The sequence below is a fragment of the Streptomyces koelreuteriae genome, assembly GCF_018604545.1.
GTDB classification, from domain to species: domain Bacteria; phylum Actinomycetota; class Actinomycetes; order Streptomycetales; family Streptomycetaceae; genus Streptomyces; species Streptomyces koelreuteriae.
In genome coordinates this window covers 1,261,310-1,276,275 of sequence record NZ_CP075896.1, presented here as the reverse complement: position 1 = coordinate 1,276,275, position 14,966 = coordinate 1,261,310, and the positions used below count along the sequence as shown (strand labels likewise).

The window sequence follows — 14,966 nt, the reverse complement described above, 5'->3', positions numbered from 1 at the left end:
ACGTTCCGGCTGAGCCGCGTCTGCCCGGGCAGACGGGTCCGGTTGGGCGTGCCGCCCCTTGGCGCTCGTCCCGGGTAGGCGGATAGGCCAGGGGGCGGGCGATCATGAGACACCGCGGATTCCCTGCGCGGGCACCCTGGGCGTTCCCATGCCTCACGCCCGCGCCGGGCAGACCGACCCACCCCGGGAGCACACGCCCTGCCCCCAAGGCCGCCCGGCATCACCGGATCGTCGTGGTCACCCCCGGGTCGGTTCCGTCCACCGTCGCTGCGACAGTGCGACGCGGGGCCACGCGGCGATGTCGCGTTGGAGTTGGCGGTCGTGGGTGGCCAGGACGATGGCTGCCCGCGTGGTGTGCAGGGCCTCGGTGAGTTCGTCGACCAGGGCGATGGACAGATGGTTGGTGGGTTCGTCCAGGAGCAGGACGTGTGGGCGGGCGGCGAGGGCCAGGGCCAGGTCGAGGCGTCGTTGCTGACCCATCGACAGCTCGGCCACGGGCTTGTCGGTGTCGCGTGAGGTGAGCAGGCCCAGCGAGCCGAGCTCCACCACCTCGCCCTCCTTCAGCACGCCCGCCGTGACGAGCTCGGCGGTGTGCGCCTCGTAGAGGTCACGAGCCCGTCGGCGCGACGCCCGCGGCGACTCCTGCCCGAGCAGCCGCAGCCGCACCCTGCGCGCCCGGTGCACCCGCCCCGAGCCGGGGGTCAGCCGCCCGGCCAGGACGGACAGCAGCGTGGACTTGCCCGCCCCGTTCGGGCCGGTCACGGCCAGCCGGTCGCCGGACGTCACCGACAGGCTCGTCGAGTCGTGCAGGCGCCCCCCGACCGTCACCTCCTCCACACGCAGCAGGACAGCACCCGGCCGGTCGGGCAGCTCGGGCAGCGAGAAACGCCGGGGCGGCACCGGCGCCGTCACCTTGTGCCGGTCCAGATCGTCCTGCCGCCGGTGGACGGACCGCACCAGCGCACCGGCCCGGGTGGCCCGCTGATGTTTGCCCGTGCCCTTGTCCGGACGCCAGCCGGTGCTCAGCCGGTTCTGCGCCTCGGACAGGGACTGCTTCAGACGCGCGTGCTCGGTCTGCTGCTGCTCGTACTCCTCCTCCCAGCGGACCAGTTCGGCCTCCCGCCCCTCGCGATAGCCCGCGTAGCCGCCGCCGTACACCCCCGGCCGGCCGTCCCGGGTGGGGTCGAGATCGAGGATCGTGGTGGCCACGTCCGCGAGGAGCGCCCGGTCGTGACTGACCACCACGACGCCGCCGGCATGCGCCCGCAGCCTGGCGGTGAGGTACTCCAGCCCCGCCAGGTCCAGGTGGTTGGTGGGCTCGTCCAGCAGCAGGAAGTCGTACTCGGCGCCCAGCAGACAGGCCAGCCGGATCCGGTAGCGCTGGCCGACCGACAGTGTGGCCAGCGGACGGGCCCGGTCGCTCACCGCCCCGAGTCCGTCCAGGGCGACGTCCACCCGGCGGTCGGCGTCCCAGGCGTCCAGCGCCTGCGCCACCTCAAGGGCGTCCGCGTAGGCCTTCCCGGCTCCGGGCTCCTCCGCCGCGAGCGCGTCCGCCGCGGCGTCCAGATCGCGCAGGGCCGCACGGGCGTCGGCCAGGTACGTGTCGATGAAGTCGCCGACCGTGCGCTCGTCCTCGGCGGGCATCTCCTGCTCGGCCAGGGCGAGGGTGCCCACACGGTGCACGCTCCCCTCGTCCGGGGCGAGGAGCCCGGCCAGGACGTGCAGCAGGGTCGACTTGCCGCGGCCGTTCTCGCCGACGACGCCCCAGCGCGACCTGGGGGAGACCTTCATGTCGACGTCGTGCAGCACGGTGCGGCCTCCGCGGTCGACGCGGATCGCGGCGCAGGTCAGCTGGGCCCGGTCGCGGGCGGGCAGAACAAGGGTGGTCACTGTCTCTTCCTCCGTGAGGAGGCACACTTCACCCCCGGCAGAAGCGGGGATGCGAGCGGGCCATCGGATCCGACGGACGGCCGGGCCCAGAACAGGGCGGGCCGTGGGCGACGTCGCGGCTCTCAGCGCCCCGGGCGGGGGCGGAGCCGGTGGCCCGGATCAGATGTAGAAGACGTAACTCACACAAACATGCTAACAGTTGCCGCCGCTCAGGCCAGGGAATTAAAGCCCGAGCGCTCAGAGGCGCGTGCGCACCAGCAGCAGCGCCACATCGTCGTCGGGCTCCGGGCTCAGCGCGCTGAGAAGGCTGTCGCTGGTCCGCTGCAGATTGGGCCCCGCGTTGCGCAGCAGGTGGGTCAGCGTGCTGAGCCCGGTGTCGATCGGCTCCCCGCGGTTCTCGACCAGCCCGTCCGTGTACAGGGCGAGCAGCGAGCCCGGCGGAAGCTCCACCTCCACGGTGCCGAACTCCACGCCCCCGACCCCGAGCGGTACACCGCCGGGCACGTCGACGAGCTTCGCGCTGCCGTCCGCTCCGGCGAGCACGGGCGGCAGATGACCGGCGCTGGACAGGGAACAGGTGCCGCGCCGCAGGTCGCACACCGCGTACACGCACGTGGCGATCGCGTCGCCGAGCGAACCGGCGATGTCGTCCAGGTGCCGCAGCAGCTCCGCGGGCGGCAGATCCAGCCGGGCCAGCGCCCGCGTCGCCGTGCTGAGCTGCCCCATGATCGCCGCGGCCTGGACGCCCTTGCCCATGACGTCCCCCACCACGAGCGCGGTGCGCCCCGGGCCCAGCGGCAGTACGTCGTACCAGTCGCCGCCGACCTCGCTGAGGGCCGGACGGTAGCGGGCGGCGATGTCGAGCCCCTCCTGCTCGGCGGGCGCGGCGGGAAGCAGGCTGCGCTGGAGGGTCAGGGCGGTGCCGCGCTCGCGTCCGTAGAGGCGCGCGTTGTCGATGCAGATGGCGGCGCGCGCTGCGAGTTCCGAGGCGAGCACCCGGTCCCGGTCGTCGAAGGGGCGCTCGTCGACCGTGCGGTAGAGGGTGAGCGTGCCGAGCACCTTGCCCCGGGCCATCAGCGGCACCGCCAGATAGGAGTGCGCTCCGGCGTCGTGCAGGGTCTTGGCGGCCCGCGCGTCCCGGGCGATCCGCCGCATCATCTTCGTGTCCACGCGCTCGACCAGGACGGGGCGGGCGCTGCGGACGCACTGCGTGATGATCCGTGACGAACCGTAGGTGGCGAGTTCACCGACCGGGTCGGCGGCGTGGATGGCGTCGGTGGGGTACCCGGCGGCGACGGCCAGCGCCCGGAACTCGGCCGGGGCGCCGCCCGACACCGGCGCGATGGTGCCGTGGGCCACGACGGACTCCAGCACGTCCACGGCGGCCAGGTCGGCGAGCTGCGACACCACCACGTCGGCCAGTTCCCGGGCGGTCTGCTGGAGGTCCAGCGTGGTGCCGATCCGCACCCCGGCGTCGGCGATCACCGACAGATGCCGGCGGGCCTGGGCGACCTCGGCCGCGGCCTGCTGGCGCTCGGTGACGTCCAGGACGGCCATCGCGAGGCCCAGCACCCGCCCCTCGCTGTCCTCGATGCGGTGGTACGACTCCGAGTAGGCGCGATCCTGGACGTCCGCCGCCGTACGGCCGATGGTCTGCTGGTCGAGCAGGGGTCTGCCGGTCTCCAGGACATGCCGCATCCGGCCCTCGATGGCCTCCACGTCCAGGTCCGGCAGCACCTCGCCGACCCGGCGCCCCAGCACGGCCTCCTCGGGCACGCCGTTCATCCGCTCCAGCGCGGGATTGACCCCGACCCAGCGCAGGTCGTTGTCGAAGACGGCGATGCCGAGCGGGGTCTGGTTGACGAGGCTGTGCGAGAGCGCGAGGTCCCGCTCCACGATCCGTACGGTCGTCGCGTCGGTGGCGAGACCCAGCAGATGGGGCTGCCCCTCGGGGTCGAGGAGTCGCATCGTACGGAACTCCACGGCCCGGTCCGTGCCGTCCTTGTGCCGCAGCGGGAAGACACCGGCCCAGCGGGCCCCCGAGCTGACCTGGGCGAACAGTTCCCTGCCCCGGGCCCGGTTCTCGGGGGCGACCAGGAGTGTGTCGGCGCGCTGGTGCAGGGCCTCCGCCGGGGTGTAGCCGAGCAGCTGCTCGATCTCGGGGCTCCACAGGGCGATGTGCCCGCCCGCGTCCAGGACCACGGCCGCGACCTTCAGCAGGTCCAGCAGCCCGCCGGGCGCGGCCGTGACGGAGTCGCGATCCGAGGTCGCATACCCGTTCATTCGAGCCGCTCCTTTCGGCGCGGCAAAAGGTCCGGCCAAGATCCGTTGCACAGGCAGTCCGATGAGGTCACAGTACGGTCGGTGAAGCGACACTGTCGCGCCGAAATGACAAAAAATCGAGGGTCGGTACAGAGTTCGGTCCGCGGAGAGGGAGCGCCGTCATGGGTGACTGGTCGTTGCGGGAGAGTCTGGAGACGGCGTCGGGCACCGTCCGCTGGGACCGGCTCGGGGATCCGGCCGGTGAGCCGGTCGTGCTGCTGCACGGGACGCCCTTCTCGTCGTACGTATGGCACGAGATCGCTCCGGCTCTCGCGGCCGCCGGCCACCTCGTGCACGTGTGGGACATGGCGGGCTACGGCGCCTCCGGCATGTACCCGGACCAGGACGTCTCGCTGGGCGCCCAGGGCGAGATCTTCACCGGGCTGCTGGAGCACTGGGGCCTTCGGGAGCCGTCCGTCGTCGCGCACGACTTCGGCGGCTGCGTGGCCCTGCGCGCCCATCTGCTGCACGGCGCCCGCTACCGGCGGCTCGCGCTGGTCGACCCGGTGGCACTGGAACCCTGGGGTTCCCCCTTCTTCCGGCTGGTCGCGGAGCACAGCCACGTCTTCGAGCAGTTGCCCGCGCCGCTGCACGAGGCCCTGGTGCGGGAGTACGTGACGTCCGCGAGCCGTCCCGGTCTGCGTCCCGAAGCACTCGACGCGCTGGTCGGGCCGTGGACGGGGGAGCGGGGCCAGGGTGCCTTCTACCGCCAGATCGCGCAGGCCGACCAGCGCTACACCGACGAGATCCAGCCGCTGTACCCCACGATCGATCTGCCCGTCACGGTGTGCTGGGGCACCGAGGACACCTGGATCCCCTTCGCCAAGGGACAGGAACTGGCCGGCCTGATCCCCGGCGCCCGGCTGGTGCCCGTCCCGGAGGCCGGTCACCTCGTCCCGCTGGACGCGCCCGCCCTGCTCACCAGCGCGTTGCTCGCCTTCCTCACGAGCTGAACCATCAGGACCGCACAAAGTCCGACGGGGTCATTGATTCGATTGTGTGCGAGTCCTAGGGTGTGCCCTGCTCAGCAGTTGCTCCGTCACCGTCAGTTGACACGCATCCCAACAGAAACACCCATCAAGGATGTGCAGTTGAGGATCGCGTCTGACGCGCCCTCAGTCCGTGCAGCACCCTGTCGAACCGAGGAAGGCCACGGTCATGCCGCACCCGCACCCGCTCCCGTCTCCCGCCGACCGCCCCGTAGTCAGCCGCCGCCGTCTGCTCGAAGGGGGCGCCGCCGTGCTCGGCGCGCTCGCCCTCTCGGCGTCGCCCACCGCAGCGCACGCGGCCGGCCGGCGCCCGGCGGCGGACGGCCCTCCGGAGTGGAACGACGGACTGAGCGTGTACCGGGTGGGCACCGAGCCACCGCACACCACGCTCATGCCGTACGCGGACCTCGGGCAGGCGCTGGACGCCGACCGCACGCGCTCCCCGTACCGGCAGAGCCTCGACGGCAAGTGGAAGTTCGCCTACGCCGACCGGCCCGACGACCGGGACACCGACTTCTACCGCACCGACGTCGACGACTCCGGCTGGGACACCATCCCCGTGCCCTCGGCCTGGCAGTTGCACGGCTACGACTTCCCGATCTACATCAACATCACCTACCCCTGGTGGGGCCCCAACGGCGGCGGCGAGGACGCCCAGCCGCCGGCCGCCCCGACCCGCTACAACCCCGTCGGCCAGTACCGCCGTACGTTCACGGTTCCCAAGAACTGGTCGGGCCGGCGCACCTTCCTGCACTTCGAGGGCGTCAAGTCCGCCCACTACGTGTGGATCAACGGCGAGCTGGCGGGCTACCACGAGGACTCCTACACCTCCGCCGAGTACGACATCACCCCCCACCTCAAGCCGGGCACCAACCAGATCGCCGTCGAGGTCTACCGCTACTCCGACGCCGAGTGGCTGGAGGACCAGGACATGATCCGGCTGAGCGGCATCTTCCGCTCGGTCCACCTGTACTCCACGCCCTCCGTGCACCTGCGCGACTTCAAACTGGACACCCCGCTCGGCGACGACTACGCCTCCGCCGAGCTCAAGGTCACCGCGCACGTCCGCGACTACGGCGGCGAGGGCGCGGGCCGCTACACCGTCGAGACCCAGCTCTACGACGCGCGCGGCCACGCCGTCTGGTCCCGGCCGCTCCAGCAGCCCGTCGACGTCCCGGCCGGGGACGAGGCCACCGCCGAGGCGTCCAGAGCCGTCCCCTCGCCGAAGCTCTGGTCGGCCGAGCACCCGAACCTCTACACCGCCGTGCTGCGGCTGCGCGACCCGGCCGGCAAGGTCGTCGAGACGCTCTCGCACCGGGTCGGCTTCCGCGAGTTCGCGCTCAAGGACGGCCTGATGCGCATCAACGGCAAGCCGGTGTCCTTCCGTGGCACCAACCGGCACGAGATGCACCCGGTCACCGGTTCGGCGCTCACCCGCGCGCAGATGATCGAGGACATCGAGATCATCAAGCGCCTCAACATCAACAGCGTCCGCACCTCGCACTATCCCAACAGCCCGCTGTGGCTGGAGCTCGCCGACGAGTACGGCCTCTACCTCGTGGACGAGACCAACCTCGAAACCCACGGCATCCGCGACAAGTTCCCCGGCAGCGGCCACCCCGAGTGGACCGAGGCGTGCGTGGTCCGCGCCCAGAACATGGTCCACCGCGACAAGAACCACGCCTCGGTGGTCATCTGGTCCCTCGGCAACGAGGCGGGCGGCGGCACCACCTTCAACGCCATGTACGACTGGATCCGCGGCTACGACCCCACCCGCGTCATCCAGTACGAGGGCGACGACCGCCCCGGCATCAGCGACATCCGCTCCGAGATGTACGACAGCCCGCAGCGGGTCGAGCAGCGCGCCAAGGACACGAACGACAAACGGCCGTACGTGATGGTCGAGTACTCCCACGGCATGGGGAACTCCAACGGCAACTTCAAGAAGTACTGGGACATCGTCCGCCGCTACGACGTCCTCCAGGGCGGCTGGATCTGGGACTTCGTCGACCAGGCCCTGCGCTGGCCCACCCCCACCCGCAAGCTGCTCACCGAGTCCGGCCCGGGCGCCCTGCGCGGCGAGGTCATCGCGTCCGCCGGCACCTTCGACCGGGCCAAGGGCGTCTCCGGCGGCACCGTCTTCCCTCGCGACGCCCGCCTCGACCTCACCGGCTCCCTCACGCTGGAGGCCTGGGTCACCCCGCGCGTGACCGGCTTCCACCAGCCCATCATCGCCAAGGGCGACACCCAGTACGCCCTCAAACAGTCCGACAGGACACTGGAGTTCTTCATCCACGGCGGCGGCCAGTGGGTCACCGCGAGCTGGGCACTGCCCGACGACTGGACGGGCAAGGAGCACCACATCGCCGGTGTCTTCGACGCGGACGCGGGGACGCTCACCCTGTACGTCGACGGCTCGGTGCGCGGCACCCGCATGACCACCCGGCGCCCCGGCGACAACACGGCCTCCCTGGCGCTCGCCACCGACGTCGACAACCCGACCCGGGAGTTCAGCGGCACCATCCGGCGCGCCCGTGTGTACGCCCGCCCGCTGAGCGCGGCGGAGCTGGCCTCGGACGACCGCGGCCCAGGCGACGAGGGCGTACGGTTCTGGTTCGACGCCGCCACCGCCGGACTCACCGAGAAGCGCCCGCGCGACAAGACCTTCTACGCCTACGGCGGCGACTGGGGCGACAACCCCAACGACGGCGCCTTCTCCGGCGACGGCATCGTCACCGCCGACCGCGGCCACACGGGCAAGTCCGCCGAGGTCAAGCAGATCTACCAGGCGATCAACGCCTCGCAGGCGTCGGGCGGCCCCGGCGCCGTCAAGCTCACCAACGAGTATCTCTTCACCAACCTTCGCGATTTCGACGGCCGTTGGTCCCTCGTCGCCGACGGCAAGGTCGTCCAGCGCGGCCGGCTGACCCGCGACCAACTCGATGTGGCGCCGCTGACCAGCAAGGACATCAAGGTGCCGGTGCGGCTGCCCGCCAAGCCCGAACCGGGCACGGAGTACTTCCTCCAGCTCTCCTTCACCACCAAGGAGCCCGCCAAGTGGGCCAAAGCAGGCTTCGAGGTGGCCAAGCAGCAACTGGCCCTCGACGCGGGCAGCCCCGCGGTGAAACCGGCGCCGTTCGGCAGCGTGCCCACCCTGGGCCACACGGACGGGGACAAGACCCTCTCGGTCAAGGGCAAGAACTTCTCGGTCACGTTCGACAAGAGCACCGGCACCATCACGTCGTACGAGGCCGCCGGCACGCGCCTCATCACCTCCGGCCCCGTCCCGAACTTCTGGCGGGCGCCCACCGACAACGACCGGGGCAACGGCCATCACACCCGCAACCAGACCTGGCGCGACGCCGGAGCGAAGCGAAAGGTGACGGACGTACGGGTGCGGCCCCTGGGCGACCGGGCCGTCGAGGTCACGGTCACCGGCACGCTGCCCACCGGCACCGAGTCCACGTACTCCACCACCTACACGGTCTTCGGCAACGGCGAGATCAAGGTCGACAACACCCTGCACCCGGGCGCGGCGAACCTGCCGTACATCCCCGAGGTCGGCACCCTGCTGTTCCTGCCGCGCCGCCTCGACCGGCTGCACTACTACGGCCGCGGCCCCGAGGAGAACATGTGGGACCGCAACAACAGCACCGATGTGGGCCTGTACTCCGGCACCGTCTCCGGGCAGTGGACGTCCTATCTGCGCCCCCAGGAGAACGGCAACAAGACCGACGTCCGCTGGGCCGCGCTGACGGACGGCTCCGGACGCGGACTGCTCGTCTCCGCCGAGCCGCTGCTCGAGGTCAACGCCTCACGCTTCACCCCGGAGGACCTGTCGGTCGGCGCCCGCCACGACTACCAGCTCACCCCGAGGGACGCGGTGGTCCTGCGGATCAACCACCGCCAGATGGGCGTGGGCGGTGACAACAGCTGGGGCGCGCACACCCACGACGAGTTCAAGCTGCTCGCGGGCCGCGACTACGCGTTCACCTACCGGCTGCGTCCGCTGACGCGCGTGAGCGAGGCGATGGAGGCCGCACGCCGTCCTACGGCGGCCGAATAGCACGAACGGAGGGACAGCGGCGCCGCCTCAGTCGGCGGTGTCGCTGATCCCCAGCCGCAGATGCTCCACGTGGTACACGGCCTGGTCGAGCAGCTCGGCGACATGGTGATCGTGCAGCGCGTACACCACCGAACGGCCCTGTCGCTCGCCCACCACCAGGCCCAGATTGCGCAGCAGCCGCAGCTGGTGCGAGCAGGCCGACTGCTCCATGCCGACCTCCGCCGCCAACTCGGTGGCGGGCAGCGGGCCTTCCCGCAGCCGCGCGAGGATCAGCAGCCGGGAGGGCGTGGACAGGGCCTGGAGCGTGGTGGCCACCTTCGCGACGTTGTCCGCGTCCAGGCGTACCCGCTCGCCGGCGTCCTGCGCGGTGGTGACGGCTCCATGACCCATGACGTCATCGTACCGGGCACACACGAACACATGAATGAATCTTCATCTGTCCCGGTCCAGGCAGGTCGATGTCGGATTCTCGCCAGACCCGCCCGCTCGTGGTGACCGATGCTGGACGTATGCAGATGGGGATGCACACCGACACCGAGCGCTGCCTGCGCGCCGTCCGGTCCAAGGACGCGCGCTTCGACGGCTGGTTCTTCACGGCCGTCCTGACGACCGGCATCTACTGCCGTCCGAGCTGCCCGGTCGTGCCGCCCAAGCCGGAGAACATGGTCTTCCATCCGAGCGCGGCGGCCTGTCAGCAGGCCGGGTTCCGGGCCTGCAAGCGCTGCCGGCCCGACACCAGCCCCGGCTCCCCGGAGTGGAACCAGCGCGCCGACCTGGTGGCCCGCGCCATGCGGCTGATCGCCGACGGCGTCGTGGACCGCGAGGGCGTGCCGGGCCTCGCCGGCCGGCTCGGCTACAGCACCCGGCAGGTCGAGCGCCAGCTGCTCGCCGAACTGGGCGCGGGACCTCTCGCGCTCGCCCGGGCCCAGCGTGCCCAGACGGCCCGGCTGCTCATCGAGACGACGAGCCTGCCGATGGCACAGCTCGCCTTCGCCGCCGGCTTCGCCTCGATCCGCACCTTCAACGACACCGTCCGCGAGGTCTTCGCCCTGTCCCCGTCCGAGCTGCGCACCCGCGCCCCGAAGCGGCAGGGCGCGAGCACGCCCGGCGCGCTCGCCCTGCGGTTGCCGTTCCGGACCCCGCTCAACCCCGACAACCTCTTCGGCCACCTCGCCGCGACGGCCGTACCCGGGGTGGAGGAGTGGCGCGACGGCTCCTACCGCCGCACCCTGCGCCTCCCGTACGGCCACGGCATCGTCGCCCTCACCCCCACCCCCGACCACATCGCCTGCCGCCTCACCCTCAGTGACCTGCGCGATCTGACCGTCGCCATCAGCCGCTGCCGCCGCCTGCTCGACCTGGACGCCGACCCGGTCGCGATCGACGACCAGCTGCGCACCGACCCGGTCCTCGCGCCGCTGGTCGACAAGGCACCCGGCCGGCGTGTCCCGCGCACGGTGGACGAGGCCGAGTTCGCCGTCCGGGCCGTGCTCGGCCAGCAGGTCTCCACCGCCGCCGCCCGCACCCACGCGGCCCGCCTGGTCACCGCGCACGGCGAACCGGTCGACGACCCCGAGGGCGGCCTCACCCACCTCTTCCCGGCCCCCGAGGCCCTCGCGGCCCTGGACCCCGAGTCACTGGCGATGCCGCGCAGCCGCCGCACCACCTTCACCACCCTGGTCCGCCAGCTCGCCGACGGCGAACTCCACCTGGGAGTGGAGAGCGACTGGCCGCGCAGCCGCGCCCAGCTCCTCGCCCTGCCCGGCTTGGGCCCCTGGACGGCCGACGTCATCGCCATGCGCGCCCTCGGCGACCCGGACGCCTTCCTCCCCACCGACCTCGGCATCCGCCGCGCCGCCCGCGAACTCGGCCTGCCCTCCACGCCCGCCGCGCTCACCGCACGGGCTGCGGCCTGGCGCCCGTGGCGGGCCTACGCCGTCCAGTACCTCTGGGCGACGGACAGCCACCCGATCAACTTCCTTCCGGTATAAGGATGTTCGATGAAGCACCACACCGTGACCGACAGTCCCTACGGCCCCCTCACCCTCGTCGCCGACGACGGAGTGCTGTGCGGCCTCTACATGACCGACCAGCGCCACCGCCCGCCGGAGGAGACCTTCGGCCCGCGCGACGACACCCTGTTCGCGGAGGCGGAGGAACAACTCGAGGCGTACTTCGCGGGCGACCTCAAGGAGTTCACCGTCGAACTCCGCCTGACGGGCACCCCGTTCCAGCGCACCGTCTGGGAGCAACTGAGCCGCATCCCCTACGGCGAGACCCGCACCTACGGCCAACTCGCCGCCACCCTCGGCACCCCCACCGCCTCCCGCGCGGTCGGCCTCGCCAACGGCCGCAACCCCGTCGGCATCATCGTCCCCTGCCACCGCGTCGTCGGCGCCAACGGCAGCCTCACGGGCTACGGCGGCGGCCTGGACCGCAAGCGCAGGCTGCTGGAGTTCGAGAGCGGGGCCGCGCTGTTCTAGGCGGCGTCGCCGAGGCTCCGCAGCAGTTCGGGCAGGGCCGTTCCGATGGGTTCCCGTACGAGCTCGTCGGCGCGCTCGTCGTACGGTGTCGGCTCGGCGTTGACGATGATCAGACGGGCGCCGTGGTCGGCGGCGACACCCGCGAGGCCGGCGGCGGGCTGGACCTTCAGGCTCGTGCCGACGGCGACGAAGACCTCGCAGGCCTTGCTGATGGCGGCCGCCTCGCCGAGGACGACGGGGTCGAGCCGCTCGCCGAACATCACCGTCGCGGACTTCAGGACACCGCCGCACTCCAGACACGGCGGATCGTCCTCACCGGCCTCGACCCGGGCGAGGGCGTCCCGCATCGGGCCGCGGGCGTGGCAGCCGGTGCAGACGAAACTCCGTGCCGTGCCGTGCAGTTCGAGGACCTTGCGGGCGGGCATCCCGGCGAGCTGGTGCAGCCCGTCCACGTTCTGCGTGATCACCCGCACCGGTACCCCCGACCCCTCCAGGTCGGCGATGGCCCGATGGGCGGCGTTGGGCTCGGCCTGCAGCGTGCGGTTCTTGCGCCGCATCTGCCACGACCGCCGCCGGATCTCCGGGTCGCCCATGTAGTACTCGTACGTCACGAGCTTCTCGGCCTCCGGGTCCCGCCGCCACAGCCCGTTCGGCCCGCGGTAGTCCGGGATCCCGGAGTCGGTGCTGATACCGGCCCCGGTGAGGAGCGCGACGAGGGGCTTGGCCATGAGCCGAGGGTAGGACGCCGGGCCGTTCGGGGCGAACGGATATCCGAGGGACGCGCCGAGCCCGGTCAGCCGACCCGGTGGCCGTTCTCCAGCTCCGCCGTGCCCGAGCCGTCCGCCAGGACGTCCAGGGCGGTGAGGACACGGCGGCCGAGGGCGCCCGGGAGGTAGTCGGTCAGTTCCTCGCGGGGTACGAGCCGCCAGGACAGCAGCTCCTCCTCCTGGAGGCGGATCGCCTTGAAGGCGTCCTCGCCGAGCACCCCGCCGTCGTACAGATACGCCACCAGCGGCGGACGCCCCGGGCCGTGCACCCAGTCCACCGCCAGCAGCCGGCCGAGTTCACGGTCCAGGCCGATCTCCTCGGCCGTCTCGCGCCGCGCGCCCTGCCGCGGGGTCTCGCCGTCGTCGGACTCGATCGTGCCGCCGGGCAGCGTCCAGCCCTCCCGGTAGTTGGGCTCGACGAGCAGGACCCGGCCCTCGCCGTCCCGGAACAGCGCGGCGGCGCCGGCCAGGACGCGAGGCAGGGACGCGATGTAGGCGGCGAAGTCAGCAGAGGTGGTCATGGGGGCAGGGTAGCCACCGGACGCCGGCTCAGCCGCAGGGGAAGACGTACTCGGACTTGTAGTCGATGTAGAGGCTGCCGGAGGTCGAGCCCATCTTGGCGGTCACCGGGGCGCAGGCGAAGCTGGAGACGCGCACCGGGCCCGCGTACTCGCTGAAGCTGCCCGAGTCCTTGTCGCAGGCCGTGCCGCCCACCTTGCAGACCTGGACGTACATGTACTGCGCCTTGCCGACGTTGTTGTCCAGGATGACGCAGCCCTTGCCGCCGTTCTCGTAGGAGAACAGGGTCGCCAGGCGCTGGGAGGGTTCGGTGCCGAGGGGCAGCGGAACGCCCTTCCGCAGCGTGTAGCCGGTGCCGCAGACGTTGGCCGCGGCCGCGGCGGCCGCCGGGTCGGCCTGTGCGAGAGCCACGGTCCCGGCGTCGGCCTGCGCCGAGAGCGCTACCGAGGGCTGTTCGACGGCGACGGCCTGCGGCGCGGTGAGCACCGCGCCGGTCAGGACGGCCGCGGAGGCGGTGGCACGCAGGGCAGCTCTGAGACGAGACATGACAAGCAGACGCTTTCTGTCAGGCGCGAGGCGTAAGGACGCGGACGGGGTGAGGTGACTGGAAATGATCGACTGGGCCGACGGACAGATCACTTTACGGTCGGGTTTGATCGACATCATCGGGCGATGAGCAAGTGGCCGGAATCAGTCGAAGGGAAGCACTTTCAAGCGGAACGGTCGGCAGCACCCGAAAGCCGTGGCCGATACCGACCCCACGAGCCCCGTTTCCCGAAGCGGAAGAAGGGTCCCGGCTCCGCACCCGCCCGGGAATGGCCGGTTCCCCGCGCTCAGGCCGCCGACTCCGCCAGCCGTAGCGTCCGCTCCGCCAGCTCGCTGATCCGCACCCCGTCGAAGCCGAACACCGCACTGCGGACCGTGTCCTCCAGCGGAGCCTTCCAGTGCTCGGGGATGGCGGCCGCCCCGCCGAACACGCCCGCCACCGAACCCGCGGTCGCGCCGTTGGAGTCGGTGTCCAGACCGCCGCGGACGGTCAGGGTGATGGTGCGCGTGAAGTCGCCGTCGCCGTAGAGCAGCCCGGCGGTGAGGACGGCGGCATTGGGAACGGTGTGGATCCAGCCCATCCCGGCGGTCTCCTCGGCGACCGTGGTCAGCGTGTCCTCCCAGGACATCCGGGTGTCGTGCAGGGATACCACCCGGCGCACCGTGCGGGCCAGCCGGCTGCTCGCCGGGATCACGGTCAGGGCCTGGTCGACGGCGCCGCGCACGGTGGGTTCCGTGAACGCCGCCGAGATCAGCGCCGCCGCCCACATCGCCCCGTAGACCCCGTTGCCGGTGTGCGACAGCACCGCGTCCCGCCGGGCCAGCGAGGCGGCCCGCCGCGGCAGGCCCGGGCTGGTCCAGCCGTAGATGTCGGCCCTGATCAGCGCCCCGATCCACTCCTGGTACGGATTGTCGTACGTCGCCGTCAGCGGCGGCTTGAGCCCGTCGGCCAGATTGCGGTACGCGGCCCGTTCGGCGGTGAACGTCTGGAGATACGGCAGCCGCAGCAGCCACAGGTCGCCGACCTGCTCGGTGCTGAAGCCGAAGCCGTGGGTCTCCAGCAGGTCGAGGCCGAGGATCGCGTAGTCGACGTCGTCGTCACGGCAGCTTCCGTGGATCCGGCCGCGCACACACTGGCGCCACTCGGGCCGCAGCGCGGTCTCGTCGTCGCCGATGGGCTCGGGCAGATAGTCGGTCAGGGGAAGGGCGGCGGCCTGCCGGAGGTAGCGATCGATGCGGTCCCGTGTCCAGACCTCGCCCTGTTCGACCGGTTTGCCGAGCATGTTTCCCGCGATGCGGCCCAGCCAGCCGCCGTGGATGCGGTCGGCGAGCGCTGCTTCGGTGTCGACGAGGGTCATGGTTACGGTCTACCCGTTTCCGCGGG

Annotated in this window: 11 protein-coding genes; 4 read left to right on the top strand and 7 right to left on the bottom strand. The window is 71.7% G+C overall.

The window, feature by feature from the left end; all coding sequences use genetic code 11:
* Positions 1–237 precede the first annotated feature (237 nt).
* Entirely contained in the window at positions 238–1,890 is a 1,653-nt protein-coding gene (locus KJK29_RS05645; protein WP_251057715.1) for an ATP-binding cassette domain-containing protein, read from the bottom strand.
* Between the two features lie 237 nt (positions 1,891–2,127).
* The gene (locus KJK29_RS05640) at positions 2,128–4,173 is read right to left on the bottom strand and encodes a SpoIIE family protein phosphatase (RefSeq protein ID WP_215117596.1); all 2,046 of its coding nucleotides are present in this window, start codon (positions 4,171–4,173) and stop codon (positions 2,128–2,130) included.
* Between the two features lie 161 nt (positions 4,174–4,334).
* On the opposite strand from KJK29_RS05640, the gene KJK29_RS05635 reads away from it, so the two are divergent.
* Positions 4,335–5,165 (top strand): alpha/beta fold hydrolase, encoded by an 831-nt coding sequence (locus KJK29_RS05635; RefSeq protein WP_215117595.1) that lies wholly within the window; start codon positions 4,335–4,337, stop codon positions 5,163–5,165.
* Positions 5,166–5,370: 205 nt separating this feature from the next.
* Positions 5,371–9,267 (top strand): glycoside hydrolase family 2 TIM barrel-domain containing protein, encoded by a 3,897-nt coding sequence (locus KJK29_RS05630; RefSeq protein ID WP_215117594.1) that lies wholly within the window; start codon positions 5,371–5,373, stop codon positions 9,265–9,267.
* 27 nt (positions 9,268–9,294) lie between these two features.
* Here the strand turns inward: KJK29_RS05630 and KJK29_RS05625 are convergent, their stop codons facing one another.
* Positions 9,295–9,657 carry an ArsR/SmtB family transcription factor gene (locus KJK29_RS05625; protein ID WP_189726259.1) on the bottom strand — a complete coding sequence of 121 codons (363 nt, stop codon included), beginning with the start codon at positions 9,655–9,657 and terminating at the stop codon, positions 9,295–9,297.
* A gap of 131 nt (positions 9,658–9,788) precedes the next feature.
* Between KJK29_RS05625 and KJK29_RS05620 the strand changes: the two genes are divergently transcribed.
* Together KJK29_RS05620 and KJK29_RS05615 are read left to right on the top strand one after the other, a co-directional pair.
* Positions 9,789–11,258, top strand: a complete 1,470-nt coding sequence (locus KJK29_RS05620) for an AlkA N-terminal domain-containing protein (protein ID WP_215117593.1) — start codon at positions 9,789–9,791, stop codon at positions 11,256–11,258.
* 9 nt (positions 11,259–11,267) lie between these two features.
* Complete coding sequence (locus KJK29_RS05615) at positions 11,268–11,750, top strand: methylated-DNA--[protein]-cysteine S-methyltransferase (RefSeq protein WP_215117592.1); 483 nt, start codon at positions 11,268–11,270, stop codon at positions 11,748–11,750.
* Here KJK29_RS05615 and KJK29_RS05610 read toward each other — a convergent pair.
* The 4 genes from KJK29_RS05610 to KJK29_RS05595 all read right to left on the bottom strand — a co-directional run bounded on the left by KJK29_RS05610 (position 11,747) and on the right by KJK29_RS05595 (position 14,940).
* Positions 11,747–12,478: an SIR2 family NAD-dependent protein deacylase gene (locus KJK29_RS05610; RefSeq protein ID WP_215117591.1), complete on the bottom strand. Its 732-nt coding sequence runs from the start codon at positions 12,476–12,478 to the stop codon at positions 11,747–11,749. The genes KJK29_RS05615 and KJK29_RS05610 overlap by 4 nt on opposite strands.
* A gap of 65 nt (positions 12,479–12,543) precedes the next feature.
* Entirely contained in the window at positions 12,544–13,038 is a 495-nt protein-coding gene (locus KJK29_RS05605) for an NUDIX domain-containing protein (RefSeq protein ID WP_215117590.1), read from the bottom strand.
* A 28-nt stretch (positions 13,039–13,066) separates the two neighbouring features.
* Positions 13,067–13,582: a hypothetical protein gene (locus tag KJK29_RS05600; protein ID WP_215117589.1), complete on the bottom strand. Its 516-nt coding sequence runs from the start codon at positions 13,580–13,582 to the stop codon at positions 13,067–13,069.
* A 287-nt stretch (positions 13,583–13,869) separates the two neighbouring features.
* A complete protein-coding gene (locus tag KJK29_RS05595; RefSeq protein WP_215117588.1) occupies positions 13,870–14,940 on the bottom strand; it encodes an ADP-ribosylglycohydrolase family protein in 1,071 nt (356 codons plus the stop codon).
* Between the last annotated feature and the right edge of the window lie 26 nt (positions 14,941–14,966).

Bases quoted from the DNA above. Each gene is read 5' to 3' on its own strand.
- KJK29_RS05640 (WP_215117596.1), bottom strand. From the start codon at position 4,173: ATGAACGGGTATGCGACCTCGGATCGCGACTCCGTCACGGCCGCGCCC.
- KJK29_RS05635 (WP_215117595.1), top strand. From the start codon at position 4,335: ATGGGTGACTGGTCGTTGCGGGAGAGTCTGGAGACGGCGTCGGGCACC.
- KJK29_RS05630 (WP_215117594.1), top strand. From the start codon at position 5,371: ATGCCGCACCCGCACCCGCTCCCGTCTCCCGCCGACCGCCCCGTAGTC.
- KJK29_RS05625 (WP_189726259.1), bottom strand. From the start codon at position 9,657: ATGGGTCATGGAGCCGTCACCACCGCGCAGGACGCCGGCGAGCGGGTA.
- KJK29_RS05620 (WP_215117593.1), top strand. From the start codon at position 9,789: ATGCACACCGACACCGAGCGCTGCCTGCGCGCCGTCCGGTCCAAGGAC.
- KJK29_RS05615 (WP_215117592.1), top strand. From the start codon at position 11,268: ATGAAGCACCACACCGTGACCGACAGTCCCTACGGCCCCCTCACCCTC.
- KJK29_RS05610 (WP_215117591.1), bottom strand. From the start codon at position 12,478: ATGGCCAAGCCCCTCGTCGCGCTCCTCACCGGGGCCGGTATCAGCACC.
- KJK29_RS05605 (WP_215117590.1), bottom strand. From the start codon at position 13,038: ATGACCACCTCTGCTGACTTCGCCGCCTACATCGCGTCCCTGCCTCGC.
- KJK29_RS05600 (WP_215117589.1), bottom strand. From the start codon at position 13,582: ATGTCTCGTCTCAGAGCTGCCCTGCGTGCCACCGCCTCCGCGGCCGTC.
- KJK29_RS05595 (WP_215117588.1), bottom strand. From the start codon at position 14,940: ATGACCCTCGTCGACACCGAAGCAGCGCTCGCCGACCGCATCCACGGC.